The organism is Thalassospira sp. NFXS8 (genome assembly GCF_040148805.1).
Taxonomy (GTDB): domain Bacteria; phylum Pseudomonadota; class Alphaproteobacteria; order Rhodospirillales; family Thalassospiraceae; genus Thalassospira.
In genome coordinates this window covers 96,220-122,663 of sequence record NZ_JAGEMF010000006.1, presented here as the reverse complement: position 1 = coordinate 122,663, position 26,444 = coordinate 96,220, and the positions used below count along the sequence as shown (strand labels likewise).

Genomic DNA, 26,444 nt, shown 5'->3' with positions numbered 1-26,444 from the left:
TTGTCTCCACCAGCCCCACAGGAATGACGCATGACGGAAATTCGCCTTGCCACCAATCACGATGGCGAGCAGATCAGCGATCTGATTGCCAAAGTATTTGCCGAATATCCCGGTTGTGTTTTTGACCGGGCGGCTGAATTTCCCGAATTGGATGCCATCGCCGATGATTTCGCGCCATTGGGGGCGATCTGGGTGGCTGAAAACGCGGAGGGGCAAATTATCGGCTGTCTTGGCATTAAGCTTTCCGATGATCAGACAGTCGCCGAACTGCACAAGGTTTATCTGGATAAATCCAGCCGCGGGCAGGGCCTTGCCCAGCGTCTTTTATCCCGTGCGCGGGACTGGCTTTTGGCGCAATACCCCGCTTGCCAGGAACTGGTGCTTTGGACAGATACCCGCTTTGTTGTCGGGCATCATTTTTACCGTAAATGTGGTTTCATCGAAACCGGTCAGACCCGCATCCTTGATGACCTGAGCAAATCGGCAGAATTGGCCTTTCGCGCCGAACCGGCAACGGTGTTGGCGGCGACTTATAACAACTTGCACTGATCGAAACCGATCCGTGCAGCCCTCAATCGGCGGGCGGGTTTCTTCGAACCCCTTGCCTTTCACGGCATAAGCCGTGCGGCGCTGTCGCGCCTAACCCGTTCTCAATGCGTTTCACTCATAGAGAACGGGTATTAAAGCTCTTTGCGCTTAATTGTGTGGCTTTGGCCGGTCATCCATCTGAAGGTTTTAACCCCGGATACACAAACAGCCTGACCAGATTGATCAGGCTGTTTTTTATTATCCTGTGTCGGAGGTCCCGGTCTAGCTTGCCTGGCCTTTGGCAGCGGCTTCGGGGTTCAGCGCCTTTTGGCTGGTTTGTGGCAGGCTGCCATCTTCGCGGCGCACGGAACGGGCATCCCGCATGCCCAGCTCCCACGGCGGGACCGGGGTGAATTTCTCGGCCAAAAAGTCGACAAAGGCGCGGACCTTGGGCGACAGGTGCCGTTTATGCGGATACACCGCCGAAATCCAGGCGCGATCATGGATAAAATCGGTCAGAACCGGGGTCAAGCGGCCCGCACGGATGTCTTCATGGACCAGATATTCCGCCAGTCGTGCCATGCCCAAACCGGCGACAACGGCGGCATGCAGGGCATCGCCATCATTTGCCGAAAAACTGCCCTGGGCGCGAAAGGACATATGGCCTTCGGGGGTTTCAAAATGCCAGTCATTGAAGCTTTCGCGCGAGGATAGATGCAGGCAGTTATGGTTCACCAGATCCTGCGGCTTGCGCGGAATGCCATTCTTTTCCAGATAATCGGGCGATGCGACGATAAAGCGCCGGTTCACCGCATATTTACGCGCAATCAGCGAGGAATCTTCAAGTTCGGATAACCGGATCGCCAAATCGTAACCATCGTTGACCAGATCGGTAAATTTATCATCCAGGGTGAGTTCGATCCGCACATCGGGATACATATTGAGGAATTCCGGAATCAGCGGCACCACCTGGTATTTGGTAAAAGCCACCGATGCGTTGATGCGCAATGTGCCGCGGGGCGCGGCATAAAGCTGGGTTACAACTTCTTCGGCTTCTTCAATTTCGTTAAGGATGGTGCGCGCGCGTTCATAAAAAGCGCGGCCTTCCTCGGTCAGGCTCAACTGGCGGGTGGTCCGCATCAGCAAACGTGCCCCTAACCGGTCCTCCAGCCTTGATATGTATTTTGATACCGCCGATGGCGACAGGCGCAAGGCCCGGGCCGCTGCGGAAAAGCTGCCTTCTTCAACAGCATAGACAAAGATTTCCATTTCTGCAGCGCGATCCATCAGCGTTTCCTCAGATCATTTTCGTGATTTGTGATCATTGTTCATAAGTAATGTGCATATTGAGGTAATTCCCCTTCGCAGTAAAGAGAATTAGATTGTTTTTCAGACGAGGCGGCGATGGTGCCGCAGAAAACGAAATTCAAGGAGGTCCATTATGAGGACGTTTGCTGACATCAAATTGCTGACGATTGAAACCAGCGAGATCGAAGCTGGCGTACGTAAGGGCCAGCAGCTTCGCGCTGAATATATCAGCAGCTTTTTCCGTAACCTGTTCAAGGGTTCCGATGCAAAAGCTGGCCACAACGCGACCCCTGCCGGTACCGTTGGCGGCGCAGCCTGATCACTGATGACGACCTTAACCGTGAGCGCGTTGCCCGCGCTCCGGTATCTACCCGAGTTCTACTATAGCGTCCTTCCTCCCAAGTTATGACGCTGTTTTCCCGACTGGCCCGGACACTTTTGTGTTCCGGGCCATTTTTTTGTTCATCGACACCTGTTTGTGCCGAAATGTGCAAGATGGCCGTGATTTAACCTGTTTGATACCGGGTTGGTCAAAATTGGCCTTTGTCTTTGGATCCTTGATAATTTTGCAAATGCTATCGCTTGGTTCAAGCTGGCACCGTTGCAAAACGTCAGGCGGTATGAGGGTGCCTGAAATGCGGAGGTACATAAAATCCTGGCCGTTCTGCCAGCCATGATAACAGGGTGGCAATGGCCATACCCGCCACCGAAGCCATCAATATTGTTGGTAAATTCACATGAGCGGCAAACAACCAGCCATATATGGGTGGCCCCGCCGAGGAGGCCAGCACCATAATTGCTGTCAGGCTGGAACGTATCGAGCCGATTTCGTGCATCGGTACCAGTTCGGGGACAATTGCTGTGCGCAGCGTTGTGGCAAACCCGGTGGTAAAGCCAGCCAGGGCCATATAAACCGGAATAAACTGTGCCTTTTCGGTCATTGCCAACACCATGACCGCGATCATCAAGGGTACCAAATGATAGGGAAACAGTTTTCGTGCGCCCAGTTTGTCAATCAAGGGACCACTGCCAAAGGCCCCCAGTACCGATGTTATGGCAAAAAGGGTGAAACCCGCCGCAAACCAGCCCAGTTCGATGCCTTTTTGACTGGCAATAACGGCCTGATGAAAAAACAGCGCGGTTAACACCAGGGGTTGCCCCGCGATCATGGGCATTGATAACCAGATATAGGCCGATTTAAACAGGCGTGGATGGGGCTGACTGCGGCTGTCATCTTGTTGTGGCAAGGAAACGGCGGGTTGATCGTGCCGATCAGGCCGGTTTTGTGGGGCAGCGTTGCCTTGTGTGCCGGTTTTTGCCGCTGGTTCGGGTGTTTGAGGGGGCAATTCAGCCATCGCAGGAATGGCGCGAAAGTTGCTATTTCCATGCACAAGCCAGGCTGCAAGCGGCATCATCACCAGCAAAATGGTAATGCCTGCCGCAATATAGGCCCCGCGCCAGCCAAGGGCGGCAATCAGGGCCAGAAAAATTGCAGGCATAATCGCCTCGGCCATGGGAAAGCCAAAAGCGGCAATGGCAAGGGCGCGCCCCCTGTTACGGTCAAAATAACGCGCGACGCTGGTCATGCTGACATGGCTCATCAGGCCTTGCCCGGCGAACCGCAACATAAACAGCCCGCCAACCAGAACAATAACATTGCTTGCAACCGACATCACAAAACAGCCAGCAGCCAGAAATATCATGACGATCAGGCTGTAGCGCAGCATGTCGATCCGGTCGATCATGCGACCGATAAAAGGCAGGGCTGCTGCACTGGCAATGGTGATGGCCGCATACATATTGGCAAAGCCGGTTTCGTTAATACCCATGCTTTGCGAAATGAACGGTACGAACAGGGCGATCAGAAATGTTTGCCCAAAGGCCGAGCCGAAACTATGCAAGGCACCAAAAGCCAACGGGCGTGGTGCCTGCCGCAAAAGGTGAAAAAATGCCATTGAATAACTTGCAGGTTTGAATGTTGATCGTGAATATGGCGGTAATTGTATCGATTCAAGGCAGTGGCGTCTACCCGCCCCGCTGGATAGGTCCATATGACCAAATAGGCGGTTAAGATGGCTGCTTATGAAAAAACGGCATTGCATCAAGGCAATGCCGTTTGAAATTTGAGCCGGGTTTTGCTGCCCGATATTGGTATATCGGGCCGGTTCGGCATTGATTACCCGTGCGAGGTTACTGTTCCGGGCGGGCCGTCAACATCGCATGGTGTGACCTTGATGCTGGCCTGTGCCTGTTCGCCCAGATCAAGGCAGTCCTTTAATTGTGGACTGCATACATGCCAGCCACCCCCGGTGGCCCCCGATGCTGCAAGGTTAAGTTCGGGCAACGGTTGCAGATGCGGGGTGTAAACCCACCAGTCGTTTTTTAGAATCGCATCAGGTGGTGGTTCCATTCCGGCGCCGCTACCCTTGACGCGGGCTTGCACAAGTTCAAGGCCCGCCGGGGTAATTTGGTAATCTTCCTGCCAGCCGGTATGTTCCACCGAATGCATCCACGACAATGTAAAGGCGGTGATGGCAAGGCTGATGGCTTTACCGGCTGTCAGTATGCAAAGTCCCACCGGTTCAGGCCCCCGCCGTGTCGCTGATTTTGCGTAAGCGCAACCAGTGCATAACGCAAAAGAGGGCAAACAGGGCAAAACCCAGAATATCGGTTACCGGGTATGCCGCAATCAGGGTGAAAGCCGCTGCCACGGCAATCAACCGTTCGGGCACGGTCAGGCGGATGTTAAGCGCACCAATCACGGCCATGCCCCATAGGCCAATGGCAATGGTGGTTTTGATAAAGATATAGGCCACTGCCGGCCAATAACCGATTTCATCGGCCATGGGGCCGCCATCCTGAAGCATCAGTGCCGGGGTATAAACCGACATGAAGGGAATCAGGAAACCTGCCGCCGCCACCTTTATCGCCTCGAACGAGATTTTAAGCCCGCTTGCCCGGGCAATTGGCGCTGCGGCAAAGCAGGCCAGTGCCACCGGCGGTGTCAGATCGGCAAGAATGCCGAAATAAAACACGAACATGTGGCTGACAATCAACGGCACGCCCAGTTGCAACAGTGCAGGCCCGGCAATAGACGATGTGATGATATAGTTGGGAATGGTCGGAATGCCCATGCCCAGCACGATGCAGGTGATCATGGTCAGCACAAGCGATAAAAACAGGCTTTGCGAGCCGACATGCACGATGAAAGCACCAAAGGTATTGGCAACCCCGGTAAGGGTCATGGTGCCAATAATGATGCCGACAATGGCGCAGGCCACGCCAACGGGCAGGGCCGTTTTCGCCCCTTCGGCCAGCGAATCACGGCAGATCAGCAAGGTTTCGCGCCCGCCCCTTGAAAGGGCACACCATGCCATTAATGCGACAATGGCGGTGACAATAACGTAAATGCCAAATTCAAGGAAAGCTGCGGCAATCAGACCAAGGCCGATCCAGAAAATTGTGCGGATCGTTCCCTTGGGCAGGCCCAGAATAATTGAACTTCCCAAAATCAGCAGAACGGTAAGCGACAGGCCGACGGTACCCGCAAAAAGCGGGGTGTAACCGGTAAACAGCAAATAAACCAGTACAGCGAGAGGCAGGAGCAGATACCAGCTTTTGCGAATGGCCGCGCGTGGCGATGGCAGTTCGGATTTTGCAATGCCCGACAGGCCATATTTGCCTGCTTCGAGATGGACCATCCAGAAAACCGACGCAAAATACAGAATGGCCGGGATTAACGCCGCCTGCACAACCTCGTAATATTCAACGCCCAGGGTTTCGGCCATGATAAAGGCCACAGCCCCCATCACCGGCGGCATTAACTGGCCACCCATGCTTGATGTGGCTTCAACCCCGCCAGCAAAGGCCGGGCGATAGCCAAAACGTTTCATCAACGGGATGGTGAACTGGCCGGTTGTCACCACATTGGCAACGCCCGACCCGGAAATGGTGCCCATCAATCCCGATGAAATAACGGAAACCTTGGCCGGTCCGCCGCGGGCATGGCCGACAAGACCCATGGATACATCGGTAAAAAGCTGAATCATCCCGGCCTTTTCCAGAAACGCCCCAAACAGGATGAACAGGAAAATATAGGTCGATGACACATAAATCGGAATGCCGTAAATACCCTCGGTGCCATAGGTCATATGGTCGATCACCTGGGTGAAGTCGTAACCGCGATGATTAAGAGGTGACGGCAAATACTGCCCAAACAGGCAATATCCCAAAAAACACGCCGCAATGATCGGCAGGGCCGGGCCCATCAAGACATAAGCCCCGACAAAAACCCCGATCAGGGCAATAATGCCAAAGACAATATCGGTGGTAACCGGATCACCCGCACGCAGGATCAGGTCGTTATATTCGACCCATTGATACCCTGCGACAGCAACACCGGACAGCGCAAGGATCCATGCCAGTGTTTTAACCGGCAGGCTGGATTTGCGGCCAATCGCGATGAGCGGAAAAATCAGCAGCATCAGGAACCCGACATGGATGGCGCGGGTAACCTGGCTGGGGAAATCGATCAGATGGGCGGCAGTTGAAATCTGGAAGGCCGAAAAAACAAACGCGATCCAGAACAGCAAACGCCCTTCGAATGTCGGCGCAAAGCTGTCGACCAGCGGGTCATGGATGGCCAGGTCAGGGGAATCGGCAGGTGCGTGGTGGGCGGATTGGTCTTGCGACATTTAAAGCATATTTCCTTTAACAAGATCCATTTTGCCAGCGCATTCTGCCGCCTGGCAAGGAGAAGTCCGCAGAGCGTAATGGGTTTACGGGCATGGATTTTGACGCGGCCAGGCGGCAGAATGCACTGGCCCGCAGAGTTTGTTTTTGGCGGTGTTTGGTCGTGTTGTATCGCTCGCCCGATGCGCCGTAACGTGCCGCACGCAGTGCCTTGTCAAACGACCCGCCAAAAACAAACAAAATGGGTCTTCTCAAAGGAAACATGCTTTAGGGTCCCCGGCAACGTCGGCAACAGGCAGAAAAGGGATTTCGAATGTGCGGCTAAAACGGCGCGGCACAAAAGCAATCCCGGCCGGAGCATTGCACCCCGACCGGTGAAAAAGCAGCATCAGGCAGGTTCCCTGTGGGCGGTTTCCTGCCTGTGCAAGGCGATTACATGATGCCTTTTTCTTTGTAGTAACGTTCTGCACCCGGGTGCAGCGGCAACGGCATGCCTTTAATGGCATTTTCCAGCTTGATCGCCTTGGCTGCATTGTGGGCAGCTTCCAGGGTCGGCAGGTTTTCAAACAGCTGTTTGGTCATCTGATAGGCGATTTCATCGGAAACGCCGGAATGACTGACCAGGAAGTTGACGATGGCGACAGTCGGAACATCATCGGCCTGGCCTTCATAGGTGCCAGCCGGAATTTCGCGAGCAACATAAGGTGCGCCCAGTTTTTCGGCGACTTCGGCAGGAACCGATACAATGGTTACTTCCATTGAAGCCGACAGATCCTTAAGCGATGCAACGCCAAGACCGGCCGACTGCAAGGTCGCGTCAAGCTGACGGTTTTTCATCAGTTCAACCGATTCTGCAAACGGCAGATATTCAACTTTGCCAAGGTCTTCATAAGACATGCCAGCGGCTTCGAAAATCTTGCGGGCATTCAGTTCGGTGCCTGATTTTGGCGCACCAACAGAAACGCTTTTGCCTTTCAGGTCGGCCAGCGACTTGATGCCCGATTCCTTGGAGGCCACGATCTGGATGTAGTTCGGATAAATGGCGGCAATGCCCCGCAGTTTATCAAGCGGCTTTTTAAAGCCGACTTCTTCGTTGCCTTCCCAGGCCAGTTTAACCGAATCGCCCAGCGCAAAGCCGATTTCGCCACGACCTGCCTGCAACAGGTTCAGGTTTTCAACCGATGCCTTGGTGGACTGGACCTGTGTGCGGGCCCCGTCAATTTTCTCGCCATAGACGTTGGCAAGCGCCGCGCCCAACGGGTAATACACACCCGAAGTACCGCCGGTCAGAACATTGATAAATTCGTCGGCTTTGGCCATAGAGGCTGTGCCAAAGCTCAGTGCTACCGCCATTGCCCCTGCAAGTACGGATTTCGCACGAATGGATGTCATCAGGTCTTCCTCCCTTGAAGATATGAATTCGTTTGCGCCCCGGTGCCGCATCATTCACGGTTCTTACTTCACGCCAGCGTGAAGGCAGCTTAGGGGACTTCCAAAGAATAGGCTAGCCTATATCTGTGGCGGATATACATATTGTCGTACCGGAATTTGTTTGGCATTGCATGCGTTGTATTGCAACAGTGTTTAGTGGGTATGAAAAACCTCAAATATGCCGCATCTGGTTATTTTTTCGCCACAAAGCAGTGTTTTTTGTATAGTCCACGTTAAGTAGTTCAATTTTTGAAACGAGGATCCAGGTGAGTAAGATAGCGCTTGTGGATGACGACCGGAATATTCTGACATCGGTTTCGATGGCATTGGAAGAAGAAGGTTATGAAGTTAGCACCTATTCCGACGGGTCCGAAGCTCTGCACGCCCTGACCAAGGAAGAGCCGGATTTGGCGGTTCTCGATATTAAAATGCCGCGTATGGACGGGTTGGAGCTTTTGACGCATTTGCGCAAAAAAACCCAGATGCCGGTTATTTTCCTGACATCAAAGGATGACGAGGTTGACGAATTGACCGGCCTGCGTCTTGGGGCGGATGACTATATCAAAAAGCCGTTTTCCCAGCGTTTGCTGATTGAACGTATTCGGACCCTTTTGCGCCGGGCTGAAATTATTCGTGCGGGTGGTGTTCGCCCCAGCGGGTCGGACGATGTTATCCAGCGCGGCGATCTGGTTTTGGACCCGTCGCGCCACATGTGCAGCTGGAAAGGCCAGCATGTGAACCTGACTGTGACCGAATTTTTGTTGATTCAGGCCCTGGCAAAACATCCCGGCCACGTCAAAAACCGCGATCAACTGATTGATGCGGCCTATGGTGAACATATTTACGTCGATGACCGTACAATCGACAGTCACATCAAACGGCTGCGTAAAAAATTCCGTGAAACCGACAAGGAATTCAAGGAAATCGAAACGCTGTATGGTGTGGGTTACCGGTATCGCGATACCGCCGCAGCCGTGGTTCCCGGTGCTGTGGGCGTTTCGACCGACTAAACGACAACGACGAATCAACAACCCGGCCAGCGCAAATATGCCGGGATAAAGTACGGATTGCATGAGCGATAAAACTGCTTCGGCACCCCAACAGGGCGGAAACCAGACCGATTCCCGATCCGGCGAGGCGCGTTCTGTGCGCCTCGAGGAACGGCATGGCCTGTTTTCGCCGCTGACATGGCGAATACTGGCCGTCAATGCGCTAGCGCTTTTTGTGCTGGTGGCGGGTATTTTATATCTGGGGCGCTATAAGCAGGAACTGATCCATTCCGAACTTGAAGCGATGGCAGTGCAGGCGGAAATGTATGCTGCTGCCTTGTCGACCGCGGCTGTTGGCCGCGGCGATGATGCCACCGAACGGGTGAAACTGGAAACAGCCCGCGAAATGGTGCGGCGTCTGGTGGGGATCACCGGCGCGCGCGCCCGCCTGTTTGGGGCTAATGGGCAGCTTATTGCCGATAGTCGTAATATCCAGTCCTTTGGTGCTGGTGCGGTGCAGGCCGAAGAATTGCCTGCCCCGGGCGATGATGACGAACTTGCCGAAATCATGCGCAATCTGACCGAAGGGGTTTTATCGCTTTTCGAAGGTGATCAACCCTTGCCGCTTTATGTGGACCCGCCCATTGCCAGCGCATCGGATTACCCCGAAGTGCGTGCCGCCCTTGCCGGGTATTCGCGCGGGGTTGTGCGGGTGGATGGCCGCGGGCGCCGGGTTTTGTCGGTTTCGGTGCCGGTTCAGCGCTTTAAGCAGGTTTTGGCATCGATCATGCTGACCAAAAATGGCGACACGATCGAAAGTGCGCTTCATGCGGTACGGCTGGATATTTTAAAAATCTTTGTGTTTGCTTTTGGCATCACGGTGTTGCTGTCCATTTATCTGGCGGGCGTTATTACCCGGCCCCTTAACCGTCTGGCGCGGGCAGCGGAACGGGTACGACGCAGTAAAAATCGCCAGTTCACCATCCCGGATCTGACTGATCGGAACGACGAAATTGGTGATTTGTCGGGCACCTTGCGCGATATGACGGAAACCCTGTGGGACCGGATGGACGCCATCGAGCGCTTTGCTGCCGACGTGGCCCATGAAATTAAAAACCCGCTGACATCGCTGCGCAGTGCGGTTGAAACCGCCACCCGGCTAAAGGACGCCGAACGCCAGCGTCGCCTGATGGAAATCATTGCCGAAGACGTGCAGCGCCTGGACCGGCTGATTAGCGATATTTCCGATTATTCGCGGATGGATGCCGAATTGTCGCGCGCCGAAAGCGAAGAAGTTGATTTGCGTGTTTTGCTGCAAACCCTGTCCGAGCTTTATAACGCGGGTGGCAACGGCCCGCAGGTAAAGGTAACTGCCCCTGAAAACCTGGTGGTGCCCGCTCTTGAAAGCCGACTGGTACAGGTGTTTCGTAATTTGATTTCCAACGCCCTGACCTTTAGCCCCGAACATGGTGAAGTGCGGGTGCGGGCATGGCGCGATAAAAACCAGGCCGTGATTACCATTGAAGATGACGGCCCGGGCATACCGGCTGGCAAGGAAAAAGCAATTTTTAACCGGTTTTATACCGAACGTCCGTCAAGCGAGAAGTTTGGGCAGCATTCCGGGCTGGGGCTTTCTATTTCGCAGCGAATCGTCGCGGCGCACAATGGTCATTTAAGCGCATCGAACCGAACCCTGGATAGCGAAGTTAAAGGGGCAGTGTTTACGGTGCGTTTACCCCTGGAAACCAGCGGTCGTTAATCCGGTAAAGATGTTTTTTGTGCAGTGCGGGCAGTTTGGGGTAAATCCCCGTTTGACAAGCCGCCTTCGCCCGCGCATCGTTTTGCCCGATATGACACAGCTTCACGCAAACTGTGTCGCGTTTGACGGGCACGGCATTTTGGTGCGTGGTGCGTCAGGCAGCGGCAAATCAGATCTTTCCCTGCGCCTGATTTCGCGCGGGGGATATCTTGTATCTGATGATCGCACCAATATTTCCCTGCAAAACGGGGTGCTGGTGGCGTCTGCCCCCGATGAAATTGCCGGATTGATGGAAATACGCGGATTGGGAATTGTTAAGGGGATTGCGCATTGCCGCCATGCCGAAATTCGCGTGATTGCCGATCTGGTCGAACCCAATTCAAATGATATAATTGATCGTATGCCAGAGCTTGCAAATGATACCCTTTGCGGGGTTTCACTGCCGGTCTGGAAAATCAATGCGTTCGAGGCCAGCGCCCCTGACAAGGTCGAGACGGCTTTGGCTTTGGCTATCGGAAAAATGCGGATTGTATCATGATTGACCTGCCCCGAAATTCCAGCATGGCGCAAGGCGATGCGCGCCGGCCAGACGACACCGACGAGGGGGGTGTTGCCCCTGACGGCACAAGCACAAATGCACGCCTGGTCCTGGTTACCGGGGTTTCAGGGGCCGGTCGCACCACCAGTCTTAAAATTCTCGAAGATTTCGGCTTTGATGCGGTGGATAATTTGCCCCTGCGTTTGTTGCCTAACCTGTTAAGTGGCGATGCCGAATTAAAGGTGCCTGTTGCCATTGGTCTTGATATCCGAACGCGTGATTTTGGGGTGGACCAGTTTGGCGACATTATTGCATCCCTGCGCGCGCAGCCGGGGCTGGATTTAACGGTGGTATTTGTCGATGCCGAAAGCACAGTGTTGCAGCGACGCTTTACCGAAAGCCGCCGTCCGCACCCGCTGACGCAGGATCGGCCGCTGGTGGATGCGATTGCCCATGAAAAACGCCTGATGGCCCCGATTGCCGCCATCGCGGATATGCAAATTGATACCTCGCGCTTAAAGGCAACGGAACTTCGCAAAATTTTACAAGACCAGTTCGCCAGCCCGACATCGGGGCAGATGGCGATTTTTGTAAAAAGTTTTTCGTTTCGCCAGGGGGTGCCGGGCGAAGCCGACCTGGTTTTTGACGTGCGTTTTTTGCGCAATCCGCATTATGATCCCGACCTTCGCAATTTGACCGGCATGGATGTGCGGGTTGGTGAATATGTTGCGCAGGATCGTGATTTTGCCGGTTTTATGGACCGGTTAAAGGCCCTGATCGGGCCGGTACTGCCCCGCTATGCCGAAGAAGGCAAAAGCTATTTGACCATTGCTGTCGGTTGCACTGGCGGGAAACACAGGTCCGTGTATATTGCGCGCCTGCTTAATGACTGGATATCAACACTGGGATATGACGTTCATCTCAGTCATCGTGACAAACCGGCAGAGCCGGATGAAACCAAGCCGGGGGAAATGATTTGATGGAGAAAACTGCATGATCGGGATGGTGCTTGTCACCCACGGCGATCTCGCACGGGAATTTGTTGCGGCGCTGGAACATGTTGTTGGCGCCCAGGACAAGATTGCCGCTGTGTGCATCGGGCCGGATGACGACATGGAACAGCGGCGTGCGGATATTCTGGCTGCGGTCGAAAATGTCGATAGCGGGCAGGGTGTTGTTTTGTTGACCGACATGTTTGGCGGTACGCCGTCCAACCTGGCCATTTCCATTATGGAACAAGCCCATGTCGAAGTGATCGCCGGGGTTAACCTGCCATTATTGATCAAACTGGCATCGGTCCGGGTTGAGGGGACGCTGGCCCAGTCGGTGAATGCCGCACAGGATGCCGGTCGTAAATATATCAATGTCGCTTCGCGTTTGTTAAGCGGCGAAGAATAAGACCATTAAAGGCGCGGCAGACAGGATCCGATTTCCTTCTGTCGACGGGGAACAGAATGTCGCAAACTGAAAAGCGTATCGTTACCATCGTTAATCAGCGCGGATTGCACGCGCGGGCGGCGGCAAAATTTGTTAAACTGGCGGGCGAGTTCGAGGCCCGTGTTATGGTTCGCAACCGGGGAACCGAGGTTTCCGGTGTTTCAATCATGGGGCTGATGATGCTTGCGGCATCGACTGGCACCGAAATTGAAATAGAAGCAACCGGACCTGATTGTAATCAGGCGATTGCGGCATTAAGTGAACTGGTCGAGGCCAAGTTCCACGAAGAATAAAACGGTAAAAACCGATCAGGAAACGTTTGCAAGTTACACCGCAGCACACGACCGACCAGAGCAAGGACGCCTCGGTTACGGGGCGACGTATGATTGTGGGCCTTGGGGCCTCTGGCGGTATCGTCATTGGCCGGGCCTTTGTGCTGGACCGGCAATATATTCATGTTGTCCGCCAGACCATTTCCAGTGACTGCATTGAAGATGAAGTCACCACCCTTCATCAGGGGGTGGATGACAGCATTGAACAATTGCGGCGGTTGAAATCGCAGTCCGGTGCGCTGGAAGCATCGGCATCCGATGAGTTGGGCTTTTTGCTGGATGCCTATATTCAGATGCTGACACAGTCGCGTCTGTTGCGCGGGGCCGAAGACCGCATTCGTCAGCAAAAAATGAATGCGGTTTGGGCCGTTAGCGATGTGATTGACAGCATCGCCCAGCAATTTACCGGCATCAAAGACAAATATATTGCTGCCCGTGCGGCCGATATTCGCGAAGTCGGCCTGCGCCTGATGCGGTGCCTGACCGGCGAAACCGACCGGGCGCTGGATAATGCGCCCCCCGGCGCCATTCTGATTGCCGAAGAATTAAGCCCGGCAGATATGGCCCGCCTGCAACCGGATAATGTGGGGGCCTTTGTTACCGCAATTGGCGGGGCAGAGGGGCATACCGCAATTATGGCCCGCGCCCTTGGCATTCCCGCAGTTTTGGGGGCGGCCGATATCATTCGTGGTATTTCGGGCGGTGATACCATCATTGTCGACGGGCTGCGCGGCGAAGTTATTTTGCGGCCCAACGACGCAGATTTGCGTTTGTATGGCAAACGGCGCGAAGACTGGCTGGCCTCGCGCACCAAATTGTTGGGTTTGCGCAGCCTGCGATCTGAAACCAAGGACAATGTCCTGGTCGATCTGCATGCCAATATCGAATTGCCGGTAGAGGTTTCAACGGTTTTACAAAACGGTGCATCGGGCATCGGGCTTTTGCGTAGCGAGTTCATGTTCATGAACAAAAGCTATCTGCCTGATGAAGAAGAACAATATCAGGAGCTTGCCGGTATTGTCAGCCAGATGAAAGACCTGCCGGTTACCATTCGTACCCTGGATATTGGTGGTGAAAAACTGGCTGTTGCCTTGCAAAATGAAGTTGGCAGCGGGCCGAACCCGGCATTGGGGTTGCGTGGTGTGCGGTTGTCATTGCGCCGCGAGGATTTGCTGGAAACCCAGCTTGCCGCCATTTTGCGCGCATCCTTGCATGGCAGGGTTCGGGTATTGGTGCCAATGGTGGTCACCGTGGGCGAAATGACACGGGTACGCCAGATTTACAACAGGGTGGCAGACCGGCTGCGCGGGGACGGACACCCGCTGCCTGCAACCCTGCCGCCGTTAGGTGCCATGATTGAAATACCGGCCGCTGCCCTTAGCATTGATGCACTGGCCCGTGAATGTGAATTTTTTGCCATCGGGACCAACGATTTAACCCAGTATACCCTGGCAATTGACCGCAGTGACGACCAGGTGGCGCATTTATACGACCCGCTGCATCCTGCCATTTTGCGTTTAATCAGTGATGCGGCAAAGGCCGCAGTTCGAACTGGCATCCCCATGAGCGTGTGCGGTGAAATGGCCGGTGACCCGCGCTATACACCGCTGTTTCTGGGCATGGGGTTGCGCAATTTATCGATGTCGCCGGGAAGTTTGTTACAGGTAAAGCAACGGGTGCGACGCCTTGATAGCCGCACTTCGGAATATCAGACCCAGCAAATTCTGGAACAATGGGACCCGGACCGTATTGCTGTCATGTTGGATGATTTTAACGATCTTGCGTGACGCCGGGCTGGTTTAATCAGGCGATCAGTATTTTCTTTGGGGGATGTGCCACTGGTTATCGGGGGTGCGCATCCCGATATGTGGCAGGACGACGGGCAGAGCGGCGAACAGGCATGTTTGTCGTTACATTTGTTGATGCTGTAAGAAAACACTTGATGTCGATATAAACATATCTTTATATATGCACCAAGCGAGGTTGGCGTTGCCAGCCATATGCATGGATTTCACGGCGGTTTCATTTCCTTTTTCGGTGCAAATCGGCAAAGGATATGAAAGCGCCATATCTGATTGATGGAGACGACATGTCGAACTTTACCGATTGCAAGGTCGCAGACCTTTCGCTTGCTGGCTGGGGCCGCAAGGAAATTGCGATTGCCGAAACCGAAATGCCGGGCCTGATGGCGCTGCGCGAAGAATTTGGCACGACCAAGCCGCTGGCCGGTGCCCGCATTGCCGGTTGCCTGCACATGACCATCCAGACCGCCGTTCTGATGGAAACCCTGATTGCTTTGGGTGCCACGGTTCGCTGGTCGTCTTGCAACATTTTCTCGACCCAGGATCAGGCGGCTGCCGCGATGGCTGCTGCTGAAATCCCGACTTTCGCCTGGAAAGGTGAAACCGAGGAAGAATTCTGGTGGTGCATCGAGCAGACCATCGAAGGGCCGGACGGCTGGAAGCCGAACCTGATTCTGGATGATGGCGGCGATTTGACCCAGCTGATCCACGAAAAATACCCGGAACTGCTGGCCGACATTAAAGGTCTGTCAGAAGAAACCACCACGGGTGTGCATCGCCTGTATGAAATGGCGAAAAAAGGCACCCTTAAGGTTCCGGCCATCAATGTGAACGATTCGGTTACCAAATCGAAATTCGATAACCTGTATGGCTGCCGCGAAAGCCTGGTCGATGGCATCAAACGCGCCACCGACGTGATGGTTGCTGGCAAGATTGCCGTGGTTGCCGGTTATGGCGATGTGGGTAAAGGTTCGGCGGCGTCGTTGCGCAGCCAGGGTGCCCGCGTTCTGGTTACCGAAATTGACCCGATCTGCGCCCTTCAGGCCGCAATGGAAGGTTATGAAGTGACCACGATGGAAGATGCCGCCCCGTTTGGCGACATTTTCGTCACGACCACCGGTAACATCGACATCATCACGCTCGACCATATGCGTGCGATGAAAGACCGTGCGATCGTTTGTAATATTGGCCATTTTGATTCTGAAATTCAGATCAATTCGCTGCGCAATTACAAATGGGATAACGTCAAGCCGCAGGTTGACGAAGTTGAATTTCCCGATGGCAAACGCCTGATCGTTCTGGCCGAAGGCCGCCTGGTCAACCTTGGCTGTGCAACCGGTCACCCCAGCTTTGTGATGTCGGCATCTTTCACCAACCAGGTGCTGGCCCAGATCGAACTGTGGAAAAACCACGCCAATTACGAAAACCAGGTTTATGTCCTGCCCAAACATCTTGACGAAAAGGTTGCTGCCCTGCACCTCGAACGTCTTGGTGTGAAACTGACCAAACTGTCCGCTGAACAGGCTGAATACATCGCCGTTCCGCAGGCCGGTCCGTTCAAGCCGGATCATTACCGTTACTAATTGCGCTGTCTTTTACGGCACAACAAGCAACCGGCCCGCATTCACGTGCGGGCCGGTTTTTGTTTGGAAAAACCGGCCCGCACGTGAATGCGTAAAAGAATGGGGTTCTTTGTATCCGTTGATCCTGCCGGAGGTTTCTTTGCCCCAGATCGAAATTGAATATTCTGCCCGTTTGCCGATCGAAGATGCCCTGCATGATCTTGCCCTTGCCCTGCATCACGCCCTTGCCCTGATTGCGGACACAGAGGTTGCCAGTTTTAAAACCCGGTTATCGCGCCTTGATCATCTGGTGATTGGCGATGGTAACCCGCAAAATGCGATGGTCCATGTTGATGTGCGCTTGCTGTCGGGGCGGACGGATGCGGTGAAACAGGCTGTTGGGCAAAAGGTGCAGGAATTGCTGCTGACCCATTTAAAAGACCGTGTTGGCGATTTCAGTGTTCAGTTCACCACTGAAATTCACGACCTTGATCGCGGGAATTACCACAAAATCGTTCTTTGACTGGCAGTATAGCGGCCTGTCCTGGCCGGGCCGTTATCTGGACGGGACAGGCAGTTTGAACATTTTGCCCGCAGGGCCAAGATTATGGATCGGCGTTTGTCCAATCGTGCCGCTTTGCCCCCAGGCCGCGTGAATATGCCCGCATACATGCAAAAGCGGCTGTTTCTGCATGATGGCGGCATATATGGCGTGGCTGCCCGCGTGGAAGCCGTTCTTTTGCTGGTCGGCAATGCCATGTGGCGGGGCATGGGTGACCAGTACGGCCCGTTCCGGGCAGGCCGATAACAGGATGTCGGCTTCGTCTTCATCCAGGGCGCGGTTCCAGCTTTCATTGTTTGATATTGGGCATTCATAGCCCAGGCCGAAAAATTCCAGGCCCAATAGGCGTATGCCCGTGCCATGCAGCACATATATGTGGGGCTGCTTCGCACAGTGATGGCGCAGTTCGCCAATATCATCATGGTTGCCCGCGACGATGATGATCGGGCAGGGTATTTTGCCAAAAAGCGGCATAAAACCCGCAAGACCATTGCCCTTTTGGGCGAAATCACCCGCGCCAATGACAATATCGGCCGATTGGGCCTGATGGATGATGTTTTCAGCGGCCTTGTGGTTCAAATGTAAATCACTGAAGGCGAGAATCGTCACAAAATGCGCGACATTTGTGGTGTTTGGGGAAACCGGGATGGTTGGAGTGTTTTGCATGATAGTGTCCTTGCAAATTTAATGACCCAGTCGCGACAGGATGACGCCCGTTGCGATCAGCGATACGGCCAGCACGCGGAGGCGGGTGATTTCTTCTTTTAAGACAAAGCGTGCAATCACAATGGCAAACAGAATGCTGCTTTCGCGAAGGGCGGAAACCAGCGCAATCGGGGCTTGCGTACAGGCCCAGATGACAATGGCATAGGCACAAAAGGACCCGGTTCCACCAATAAGGGTATGGACCGGTGAAACCGTGCGCAACGCGCCAATCAGGCCGGGTTTGAACAGGGTGACATAGGCCAGCATCAGGATAGCGTTTAAAATGGACAGCCAACTGTAAAAACCCAGAGCAGAGCCGGCAATGCGCGCCCCGGTCCCATCAACCAGGCTGTACCCCATAATGAAACAGCCCGTGCCAAAGGCCAGCAGGAAGGACTGGATATTTTGACTTTTCCAGGCGGATTGCGCCTGCATGGCAATGCCGGTGGCAATTATCGCAATAGCAGCAAGTTCGATGCCATTTAGGGAGACATCGAGAAAAACCAGCGAGATCATAGTGATCAGCACCGGCGACAGGCCGCGTGCCAGCGGGTAAATTTGTGACAGATCGCCGTGCATATAGCTTCGGATCAAAAACAGTTGATACCCGACATGCAAAAATGCCCCGAAGACCAAATAACCCAGGCTCGCCATATCGGGCGCGGGCGCAAGTATGACCCCGATGAGGGCGACGGGTATATGGGCGAGAACAATTGAAAAAGTGGTAAGATCCTTTCGGGCGGAGCCTTTGACAAAACTGTTCCAGCCGGCATGAAGCAGCGCGGAACACAAAACGGCGAAAAATACGGCAGGCGACATTATTCTCCCCTTCATGAATGCGGCAGGAGAATTGCACCCTTTTAAAAGATGGAATAACTTGTATTTATAGTTTTATTCGTAAGGAAATATTGCGTTGGATACGCGGTTTTTGGAAAGCGTGATCATTGTCGCCGAACAGGGGTCGGTCGCGGCAGCGGCACGCCAGCAGGGTTTGACGGCGGCGGCCATATCGCAACGGTTAAAAACGCTGGAAACCGACCTGGGGGTGGCGCTGTTTCGTCGCAATGGTAAAACAGTGCAACCCACGGCGGAATGTTCACGTTTGTTGCCCTATGCACGCAAATTGGTGGATGAAGCGGCCTTGCTTACGGGGGCACTCGATGAGGAAAGCCTTTCAGGAACATTGAAGATTGGCGCCATTTCATCGGTGATGACCAGCCTTCTGCCGCTGACTCTAAAGCAATTGCGCAAAACCGCCCCCTTGCTGGTGCCCGAAATTTACCCTGGCACGTCAGTGTCCCTGCATGACCGCATCAGCCGCCAGGAACTGGATGTAATTGTTGCCATTGCCCCGCCTTTTGAGCGGTCCAAAGCACTGGAGGCCCGTAATTTGCGTGCTGAACCCCTGATGCTGATGACGCCATCGAACATCATGTTGCAAGATGTGACCGATCTGGCATCCGTTGCTCGCGTTTTAGCCCATATGCCCTATATCCGTTACGATCCGTCGTCGTGGGGCGGGCGGCTGGCAGAACAGTTTTTGGCGCGGCACGGCATTGCATCGCGGCTTTTCTGTACCATTGATTCGCAGGAAACAATGGCCCGGATGGTGCATGAAGGGTTGGGAGTATCGCTGGTACCCGGCTGGATGCAGGTTTATGACACCGGCCTGGATATTCACTGGCACCGTGTTGCCGGTGATGATTTCAACCGCAATATTGACCTGGTCTATCCGGGTGTTTCGCCCAAATCCCGGTTAATTGCCGCCTTTTGCCAGGCGATTATCGATATTCATGACCAGTTGTCATCTGGTATGTCTACATCAGCAGGGCTTCATGGATCGGATGATCCGGGTTATAGCGATGTTTTAAAAGATTGATCAGTTCGCGCGAGAATTGTTTGCCGTCATCAAGCAGTTTGCGCAATTCCGGGTGGTTACGGTCATTCTGGTCTATTTTTTCCAGCCGTTGGCGAATTTCCGGGTCATTCAGGCGCGATAGGAAATGGTCATACAGTTCCAGAGCCGCCAGACTTTTATCGCCAAAGACTGTTTGCAGGCGGGTAATGGGTGGTAATTGCAACAGCTCGGATAGTTTGGCCCGTTTGCCAACATAGTCAAACCCGGCGGTTTCGGCCGCGGCGATAATACCGCCGAAATACAGCATCTTGCGCGAAAAAACCAGTTTCAGGCGGCGCGGTGCCCATGCCTTGGCCCGGCCTTCGCGGGTTTTAATTTCAAAATCAACGCTGATGGTGCGGTAATAACGGATCACATCGTTAACCAGAAACCGGGCAATGGAATCGCGTGTGACATTTTCGGTCACGTAATTGGCGATCAGTTCGTCAAAAAAGGCGCGTTTGGCCGGTTCGTTATACAGCCATTCGCATTCCAGTAAAAACAGCAACCGGCGTGTCGTGATCGAATTTGTATCGCCGTCCAGTCCAATGCGATTGACCAGTTCTTCCGCCGGGACATAGGCCGAAAAAGGCCCGCCAACTGCCGGTTTTTTAGCAACCATTGCCCCTAGAATATCGCCAACCTCGCGATAGGGGGCCAAATTGCGGTCAGCCTCGCGACCGATCAGGAAATAATCCAGATCAGACTGGTTCGATGCTTCGTGGCGGCCAAACGACCCGGTGACAACCACACAAAAAGCACTGCCATGCAGGTGTTCAGCCAGTGCCTGACGCATATCGCACAGGTGCCGGGCAGAATATTCCTGATTTTGGGCGATACAATCGGGCAGCACAGCCGGTTCCGTCTTATCCGTTTTGAAAGGTTTTACTTTTGATATTATTGGCATATCGCCGCGCAATTAAAAACCGGCATTGCAGGATTTGTTACGGTATTGCGTGCAAATAATGCGAATAATTACCAGTAGCCGACTGGCAATTTAACCAATAGGGGAATAAATACCCCTTATAACAATATCGAGACCACCAAACGTGGCCGCAATAATGATACCGGCAGGCACCCGGTACAGAAAAATTGGTTGTTGGACCCTGCAAACAAAGGAGTGCCTGTTAAAGTGCAGCTTCGTAAATTTTTGATGGTGTTGCCCGTGATCGCAGGTCTGGGGGCAACGCCCGGTTATGCTTATGGCGAAACGGAACCGACCTTTAATGATATGACAGCCGAAGAAATTCGCGATCATATCGAAAACAAACACCCTGCAGCCTATTATATTCTGGCGCAAAAACTGTTTAACGATGAACAGCGCCAGGAGGCGGTTTTCTGGTTCTATGCCGGGCAGTTACGTTATCGGGTATATTTGACCTGCCACCCGGATTTGGCACCCGACGGCGACCCGGCCCTGTTTGGGTCGTTAAGTGAACAAATTGGTCGGCCGTTAAACGTATATGCCTTTGGCGATGTGGAAGCCCTGGTTGCGACAATTGACCAGGTGCTGGATTGGGACCGGGAAACACCAAATGGTTTTACGCCAAAACTCCAGTGCGAGGATGCGGTTAAACTGCAACGCGCCGGACTGGATGATTTGCGCCGTATGGTTACCAGCCGGGCAGAAGATATTCGTCAGACACGACGTGAAAATGGCCTTCCAAATCATTAGGAATGCTTGGTTTTAAAAATGATATTCACAAATTTTCCCAATGTTTCTCCACAGGGAAAACGCTGTTTTTGTGCTGTTTTGCACAATCTGCCCACAGAATTTTCCACAGGGTTTGCGGGCGAAAAACAGCCGTGATGACGGCCTTAAAAACAGCCCACGCGAAAAGCAAAAGAACGCAATGTTCAAAAGACTTTCCGGGTAGGCTGTGATGGAGCGGAATTAAGGCTGACCCTAACGCGGCCCCCTTATTTGGCGATGCAGGCAGCGTTACGGCGGCGAATTTGTCCGATAAGCGCAATGCCAGCCAGGGCGATTAGGGCCATGCCATAGCCGTTGGCCGTTGTGATCAGGCCCACCTGACGGACCATCGTGCCTGCCATCAGGGCCGGGACGCTAAAGGCCAGATACGACATGACATAAAAGGCCGACATCAGACCGGCGCGCTGATGCGGAGCGGCAAGTGGTACCAGGGTACGGACCGACCCCAGAAAGCTGCCGCCAAACCCGGTACCGGCAATTAAAAAGCCAAGGAAAAACAGCCATAGCTGCCCGCTATTGATCGCAACGAGAAAAACCGCAACCCCGCAAGCTTGTGTCGCCGTTCCCAGCCGCAGCACCCATGCGGCATTTTTGGTACGCAAGGTTACCACCGATAATGCACCGGCAAGGGTTAGAACCGCAACTGCAATGCCGCCGTTTAACGAAGACGTTAACCCGGTTGCCGCCGCAATAAGAGAGGGTGCTAGCGACAGGGTAAACCCGCCCAGGGCCCAGGCGGCAATGTTGGCCGGGGCAATTTCCAGCATGGCCCGGCGGGCCGCAACTGGCACGGCAATGCGCGGATACAATGATTTAAGCGCACCGGCTTGGCGTTTGGCAGTTTCGGGCAGGCCCCACACCATCAGTGCCTGGATGACCATAATGCCCGCCATGCCCCAATAGGTCAGATGCAGGGGCATTGGGGCATATTCAACCAGAATGCTGGCAATAAGCCCCCCGGCAGCAAGGCCTATGAGGGGGGAAATACTGTTAAAAAGCGGCCCTTTTTCGTGGTCGCTGTCAAACAGGGCAGCGGCAAGGACACTGGTGGCGATACCTGTGGCTAGCCCCTGTAAAATACGGGCAAAAAGAAGCCCGACAATGCCATCGGCATTGATAAACAGGGCCATCGATAATATTTCCAGGATCAGGGCTGCAAAAATAACCGGTTTGCGGCCAATATGGTCGGAAAGTGACCCCAGAATTAGCAGGGAGACTAAAAGTGTGAACGGATAAACCGCAAAAATCAGGGTCAGCATTGGTGCCGAAAAATGCCATGCCTGCTGATAGAGGTGATACATTGGTGTTGGTGCTGCCGAGGCCGCAAGAAAGGTCATTAATACCAGTGACAGAAACCAGCGCACAGCCGGGTGGGGCGCATCGGTAATAGTGATATGAGATGGGGAACTCATCGGCACCTCCATAAAAGCGAATTATTTGCGTTAAGTGCAGTGTGATGTAAAATCTCGCTTAACGCAAATAATTTGTGTTAAGGTGTTTTTTATGACGATTCACAAAGGCATACGCACCGGTGGCCGCAGCGCCCGTGTGCAGCAATCCATCCACACAGCTGTTAAAAGCCTTCTGGATTCCCATGACCGCGCCGATTTGACGGTGCCGATGGTTGCGCAAAGTGCAGGGGTTACACCATCCACGATTTACCGGCGCTGGGGCGACTTGCCAGCGTTGCTGGCCGATGTGGCGCTGGAACGGTTTGAACCCGACGAAAAACTTGCCGACACCGGCAGCTTTCGCGGTGATGTGCTGGCATATTCCGAACAGTATCTTGATGAAATGAGTTCGGAACTGGGCCGGGCCATGTTGCGTGATGTGGTGGCGACGGGCGATAATTGTTGTACGGCGCGCTGTGCCGAAATGATTACGACCCGTCTTGCTGTTTTATCCGAACGTGCACAGGCGCGCGGCGAAAACCACCCCCCGATCGATTTTCTGATCGACGGTATTTTTGCGCCGATGGTTTATCGCATCCTTTTTTCGGCCTCAAACCCGGATAATGCCTATATTCACCGGCTGATCGATCAGTGCCTGCCGGTTCCGGAATAACGGCATAAAGGCGTGTTAGGGAAACATGCATTAAATTGCGGGGCGCACGAAGGGATTTTGCAATGCAAGGTAAAGGCGAAAAGGGTGGTGGCACAAAACCGGCGCAAATACCTATGCAGGCGATAGCGCCGTTGATGTGGCAAACCCCGCGGTTGACCTTGCGTCCGCCGGCACAATCCGATCTTCCTTTTTTAACTGATATGTTTTCCCGCCCGGAGTTAACCCGGCATCGGCCCGACCCCACGCCGGATGATGCCCGGGCCAGTCGCGAAAGGTTGGCCCGCGATATGGCGCACTGGGCAGAACATGGCTTTGGCCGCTGGGCGGTTTTACGTGATGGACAACTGGTCGGTTTTGGGGGTGTGGCGCGGTCGCTTCATTATGACGCGCTTAATCTTTCCTATCATTTGCATCCCGATTACTGGGGGCAGGGGTTCGCCAGCGAAATCGCCCGTGCGGCGGTGGCGTTTGCCTTGCATGATTTACAGGCACCCTTGATCATTGGCCTGGCCCGCGCGATTAATCCGGCCTCGCAACGGGTGCTGCTTGGGGCCGGGTTGGTATATCAGCGCGATGTTTTGCTGTATGGCGAAATGACCGGGCTGTTTGAATTGCGATCATCAATTCAGGAACGGGTGAAAAACCACCAACCTGTGTGACGTTATATCAAATCCCGTTGATTAAAACCGATCAACCAGCCCGTCTATTGGCGGGCGGGCTCGACGAAGCCCGTGTGCCTTTCGCGGCACTGGCCGCACGGCGTCGCGCCTATCAAATTGTCGATGAGTTCCTGTCATCGGCAATTGGTATTAGCCCAGATAAATCTGGCTTGACGGGTAACGAATGCGCGGTGGCATTCGGGTGGCCAGGAAAAAACCCAGCGTAAGCGGGCCAACCCGGCCAATAAACATGGTGATGATGATAATGGTACGGCCCAGTGTATCAAGCTCGGTGGTAATGCCGCGTGACAGGCCAACAGTCCCAAAGGCCGAAGCAACCTCGAACATCAGGTCAAGAAAATCGCCGTCATGGGAAATGGTAATTAAAAACAGGGCGGCTGCCACAATCAGCATGCTGATCATGGTAAGTGCCAGAACCTTCAGGACTTCTTCCAGGCCGATGGCGCGGCCAAAGGCATGAAGTTGCTGACGACGTTTAAAAAACGCCACCGTTGCCAGCAACAAAACAATAAAGGTCGTGACCTTGATACCCCCTGCCGTTGATGTGCTGCCCCCGCCAATCAGCATCAATAAAATAAAGGTCAGGGTCGTGCTGTCATGCATCCCGGCAATATTAATTGTGTTAAACCCTGCTGTACGGGTTGTGGTGCCCTGAAACCAGCTGATCTGTAATTTATCAAAAATACTGGCGATATGGCCCAGCGTGGCAGGATTATTCCATTCCAGAATGGCAAATGATGCAACAGACCACAGGATCAGGGCTGCGCTGCCACTAAGCATTAATTTGCTGTGCAGGGAAAATTTTTGCCAGTGACGCACATAATAAATGTCGGACAGCACGCTAAAACCCAGCCCACCAATCAGCAACAAACCAGGCACAGTCAAATTGATCAGCGGGTTGGTGGCATAGCGGGTTAAACTATCGGGAAACAGGGAAAAACCGGCATTGTTGAAGGCGGAAACCGCATGAAACAATGCCTGCCAAATGCCTTCGGACCAGCCTGCATCGGGGACAAACACAAACGCCAGCAAAATGGCCCCGATCAGCTCGCATAGCAAAACAACCCGCAAAATAACCTTCACCAGCCGGATCAGGTCCGCGACAGAGGTCTGGTTTAAATCCTCGCGCAAATAGGTGCGGTGTGGAATATCAATTGGCAGGCCGAGCACCGAAAGTACCAGTGCCGCAAAGGTCATTAACCCCAGCCCGCCCAGCTGGATCAGCACCAGAACCACAATTTGGCCGAACAAATTAAAATGACTGCCCACATCCACAACGGACAGGCCGGTAACCGTCACGGCCGATGTGGCGGTAAACAGGGCATCTGACCATGCCAAAGGCTGCGAAACGCCGGGAACCTTCAACAGGCAGGTGCCCATAATGATCAATATGGCATAGGTTGCTGCCAGCACCGCCGGCGGCGGGACACGAAACTTTTTCGATGATATTTGCGGCAGCGAAATTTGCATGGGCAGGAACTATAACCTTAAATTCGGGGGCGGCCTATTATAACGGGCGGCAAATATAGTTACGAAACCGTAATGGATGGATGTGCTGTTATTGGGACCAGGGCCGGCTTGTGAAAATGGTCTATAGTCGAAAGGGAAGCCGAACATGTCCAGGTGTTTGCGGGTTTGAAACCGGCTGGTTACCCGTTTTATAACCCGTCGCCAAACAGGCGCAATTCATCCCGGCGACCCAGGACCATCATTTTATCGTCCTTTTTCAGGCGAATATCCCCTTCGCAGCCCAGATATTCGCTGCCACGCATCACGCCAAGGCAGCGGGTTTCGTGTTTTTCACCGATTTTAAGATCGCTTAGGGGGGTGTCTTCCAGTTCTTCGGGGACGTTGATATTGATGACATGGAAATTGTTGCCAAGGCTTAGATAGTCGCGGACAACCGGGTTATGCAGCATTTGTGCAATATGCTGCCCCATTTCCTGTTCTGGCAGGATGACGCGATCTGCGTCCATTTTGCTAAGGATGCGATGATGGGTTTTACTAAGCGCTTTAACCCATACCGTTTTAATGCCCAGCAACTTTACATTCATTGTACATAAAATATTGGCTTCCAGGTCTTCGCCAATTGCGACAACGGCCACATCGTAGTGGTCAGCACCTGCCTGGCGCAGGGCTTCTTCATCACGTCCGTCGGCAATAACGGCCTCTGCCACTGTATTGGCAAGGTCGCTGACGTTTTTTTCATTCACATCAATGCCTAAAACACGGTTGCCAAACCGGGCCAGTTCGGTGGCAATAGTGCCCCCAAAAGTCCCCAGGCCAATAATGACAAAGCTGCGTTTTATCTTGTCTTTTTTTTGCGCCATGAAATGGACCATCCCGGTTTTAAGGTAATATGCGCCAATGTCGGCGTGATGAAAAATAACAGGCAACAAACCGTGTGATGTGATCACCCTTGGGTTTCACAGTCAACGTTGGGT

At 53.6% G+C, this 26,444-nt stretch carries 26 protein-coding genes; 15 read left to right on the top strand and 11 right to left on the bottom strand.

Translation table 11 applies throughout. The features are described from left to right. Positions 1 to 30 precede the first annotated feature (30 nt). Complete coding sequence (locus J4E05_RS22430) at positions 31 to 549, top strand: GNAT family N-acetyltransferase (RefSeq protein WP_349600346.1); 519 nt, start codon at positions 31 to 33, stop codon at positions 547 to 549. 261 nt (positions 550 to 810) lie between these two features. Here J4E05_RS22430 and J4E05_RS22425 read toward each other — a convergent pair whose 3' ends face one another. Then, positions 811 to 1,815 (bottom strand): LysR family transcriptional regulator, encoded by a 1,005-nt coding sequence (locus J4E05_RS22425; RefSeq protein WP_246833103.1) that lies wholly within the window; start codon positions 1,813 to 1,815, stop codon positions 811 to 813. A 154-nt stretch (positions 1,816 to 1,969) separates the two neighbouring features. On the opposite strand from J4E05_RS22425, the gene J4E05_RS22420 reads away from it, so the two are divergent. Next, positions 1,970 to 2,155, top strand: a complete 186-nt coding sequence (locus J4E05_RS22420; protein ID WP_085595564.1) for a hypothetical protein — start codon at positions 1,970 to 1,972, stop codon at positions 2,153 to 2,155. Positions 2,156 to 2,447: 292 nt separating this feature from the next. Here J4E05_RS22420 and J4E05_RS22415 read toward each other — a convergent pair whose 3' ends face one another. From J4E05_RS22415 to J4E05_RS22400, 4 genes are all read right to left on the bottom strand, one after another. Continuing rightward, a complete protein-coding gene (locus J4E05_RS22415) occupies positions 2,448 to 3,791 on the bottom strand; it encodes an MFS transporter (protein WP_349600342.1) in 1,344 nt (447 codons plus the stop codon). A 221-nt stretch (positions 3,792 to 4,012) separates the two neighbouring features. Then, positions 4,013 to 4,414 (bottom strand): DUF1850 domain-containing protein, encoded by a 402-nt coding sequence (locus tag J4E05_RS22410; RefSeq protein WP_349600339.1) that lies wholly within the window; start codon positions 4,412 to 4,414, stop codon positions 4,013 to 4,015. A 4-nt stretch (positions 4,415 to 4,418) separates the two neighbouring features. Beyond that, positions 4,419 to 6,530 carry a TRAP transporter permease gene (locus J4E05_RS22405; RefSeq protein WP_085595570.1) on the bottom strand — a complete coding sequence of 704 codons (2,112 nt, stop codon included), beginning with the start codon at positions 6,528 to 6,530 and terminating at the stop codon, positions 4,419 to 4,421. Positions 6,531 to 6,960: 430 nt separating this feature from the next. Next, entirely contained in the window at positions 6,961 to 7,920 is a 960-nt protein-coding gene (locus tag J4E05_RS22400; RefSeq protein ID WP_085595572.1) for a TAXI family TRAP transporter solute-binding subunit, read from the bottom strand. 305 nt (positions 7,921 to 8,225) lie between these two features. On the opposite strand from J4E05_RS22400, the gene J4E05_RS22395 reads away from it, so the two are divergent. The 9 genes from J4E05_RS22395 to J4E05_RS22355 all read left to right on the top strand — a co-directional run bounded on the left by J4E05_RS22395 (position 8,226) and on the right by J4E05_RS22355 (position 16,901). Beyond that, complete coding sequence (locus J4E05_RS22395; protein WP_085595333.1) at positions 8,226 to 8,969, top strand: response regulator transcription factor; 744 nt, start codon at positions 8,226 to 8,228, stop codon at positions 8,967 to 8,969. 61 nt (positions 8,970 to 9,030) lie between these two features. Beyond that, on the top strand, positions 9,031 to 10,707 hold the full coding sequence (locus J4E05_RS22390; RefSeq protein ID WP_349600334.1) for a sensor histidine kinase: 1,677 nt from the start codon (positions 9,031 to 9,033) through the stop codon (positions 10,705 to 10,707). A 52-nt stretch (positions 10,708 to 10,759) separates the two neighbouring features. Next, complete coding sequence (locus J4E05_RS22385; RefSeq protein ID WP_246833098.1) at positions 10,760 to 11,245, top strand: HPr kinase/phosphorylase; 486 nt, start codon at positions 10,760 to 10,762, stop codon at positions 11,243 to 11,245. Beyond that, a complete protein-coding gene (gene rapZ, locus J4E05_RS22380; RefSeq protein ID WP_349600331.1) occupies positions 11,242 to 12,225 on the top strand; it encodes an RNase adapter RapZ in 984 nt (327 codons plus the stop codon). Before J4E05_RS22385 ends, rapZ begins: the two co-directional genes overlap by 4 nt. A 13-nt stretch (positions 12,226 to 12,238) precedes the next feature. Further along, entirely contained in the window at positions 12,239 to 12,643 is a 405-nt protein-coding gene (locus J4E05_RS22375; RefSeq protein ID WP_085595329.1) for a PTS sugar transporter subunit IIA, read from the top strand. A gap of 56 nt (positions 12,644 to 12,699) precedes the next feature. Next, complete coding sequence (locus J4E05_RS22370; protein WP_085595327.1) at positions 12,700 to 12,975, top strand: HPr family phosphocarrier protein; 276 nt, start codon at positions 12,700 to 12,702, stop codon at positions 12,973 to 12,975. A gap of 26 nt (positions 12,976 to 13,001) precedes the next feature. Continuing rightward, positions 13,002 to 14,801 (top strand): phosphoenolpyruvate--protein phosphotransferase, encoded by a 1,800-nt coding sequence (gene ptsP, locus J4E05_RS22365; protein WP_349600328.1) that lies wholly within the window; start codon positions 13,002 to 13,004, stop codon positions 14,799 to 14,801. 302 nt (positions 14,802 to 15,103) lie between these two features. After that, the gene (ahcY, locus tag J4E05_RS22360) at positions 15,104 to 16,399 is read left to right on the top strand and encodes an adenosylhomocysteinase (protein ID WP_085595341.1); all 1,296 of its coding nucleotides are present in this window, start codon (positions 15,104 to 15,106) and stop codon (positions 16,397 to 16,399) included. Positions 16,400 to 16,538: 139 nt separating this feature from the next. Continuing rightward, positions 16,539 to 16,901, top strand: coding sequence for a 5-carboxymethyl-2-hydroxymuconate Delta-isomerase (locus J4E05_RS22355; RefSeq protein WP_349600325.1), 363 nt, complete (start codon positions 16,539 to 16,541; stop codon positions 16,899 to 16,901). A gap of 33 nt (positions 16,902 to 16,934) precedes the next feature. Here the strand turns inward: J4E05_RS22355 and J4E05_RS22350 are convergent, their stop codons facing one another. Together J4E05_RS22350 and J4E05_RS22345 are read right to left on the bottom strand one after the other, a co-directional pair. Then, a complete protein-coding gene (locus tag J4E05_RS22350; protein WP_349600323.1) occupies positions 16,935 to 17,606 on the bottom strand; it encodes a metallophosphoesterase family protein in 672 nt (223 codons plus the stop codon). 18 nt (positions 17,607 to 17,624) lie between these two features. Continuing rightward, positions 17,625 to 18,464: a DMT family transporter gene (locus J4E05_RS22345; RefSeq protein ID WP_349600320.1), complete on the bottom strand. Its 840-nt coding sequence runs from the start codon at positions 18,462 to 18,464 to the stop codon at positions 17,625 to 17,627. Positions 18,465 to 18,558: 94 nt separating this feature from the next. Here J4E05_RS22345 and J4E05_RS22340 point away from each other — a divergent pair, with 94 nt between their 5' ends. Continuing rightward, entirely contained in the window at positions 18,559 to 19,524 is a 966-nt protein-coding gene (locus J4E05_RS22340) for a LysR family transcriptional regulator (RefSeq protein WP_349600317.1), read from the top strand. Here J4E05_RS22340 and J4E05_RS22335 read toward each other — a convergent pair. After that, on the bottom strand, positions 19,463 to 20,449 hold the full coding sequence (locus J4E05_RS22335) for a DUF294 nucleotidyltransferase-like domain-containing protein (RefSeq protein ID WP_349600314.1): 987 nt from the start codon (positions 20,447 to 20,449) through the stop codon (positions 19,463 to 19,465). The two genes, J4E05_RS22340 and J4E05_RS22335, sit on opposite strands and share 62 nt — an antisense overlap. Before the next feature lie 225 nt (positions 20,450 to 20,674). Here J4E05_RS22335 and J4E05_RS22330 point away from each other — a divergent pair, with 225 nt between their 5' ends. Continuing rightward, positions 20,675 to 21,217, top strand: coding sequence for a hypothetical protein (locus tag J4E05_RS22330; RefSeq protein WP_349600312.1), 543 nt, complete (start codon positions 20,675 to 20,677; stop codon positions 21,215 to 21,217). A 245-nt stretch (positions 21,218 to 21,462) separates the two neighbouring features. Here the strand turns inward: J4E05_RS22330 and J4E05_RS22325 are convergent, their stop codons facing one another. Beyond that, a complete protein-coding gene (locus tag J4E05_RS22325; RefSeq protein ID WP_349600310.1) occupies positions 21,463 to 22,668 on the bottom strand; it encodes an MFS transporter in 1,206 nt (401 codons plus the stop codon). A gap of 91 nt (positions 22,669 to 22,759) precedes the next feature. Between J4E05_RS22325 and J4E05_RS22320 the strand changes: the two genes are divergently transcribed. After that, complete coding sequence (locus J4E05_RS22320) at positions 22,760 to 23,320, top strand: TetR-like C-terminal domain-containing protein (protein WP_085595314.1); 561 nt, start codon at positions 22,760 to 22,762, stop codon at positions 23,318 to 23,320. Between the two features lie 62 nt (positions 23,321 to 23,382). Continuing rightward, positions 23,383 to 23,979, top strand: a complete 597-nt coding sequence (locus tag J4E05_RS22315; protein ID WP_349600308.1) for a GNAT family N-acetyltransferase — start codon at positions 23,383 to 23,385, stop codon at positions 23,977 to 23,979. A 150-nt stretch (positions 23,980 to 24,129) separates the two neighbouring features. Here the strand turns inward: J4E05_RS22315 and J4E05_RS22310 are convergent, their stop codons facing one another. Together J4E05_RS22310 and J4E05_RS22305 are read right to left on the bottom strand one after the other, a co-directional pair. After that, entirely contained in the window at positions 24,130 to 25,470 is a 1,341-nt protein-coding gene (locus tag J4E05_RS22310; protein WP_349600306.1) for a TrkH family potassium uptake protein, read from the bottom strand. A gap of 188 nt (positions 25,471 to 25,658) precedes the next feature. Next, positions 25,659 to 26,417 (bottom strand): potassium channel family protein, encoded by a 759-nt coding sequence (locus tag J4E05_RS22305; RefSeq protein WP_349600304.1) that lies wholly within the window; start codon positions 26,415 to 26,417, stop codon positions 25,659 to 25,661. Positions 26,418 to 26,444 lie beyond the last annotated feature (27 nt).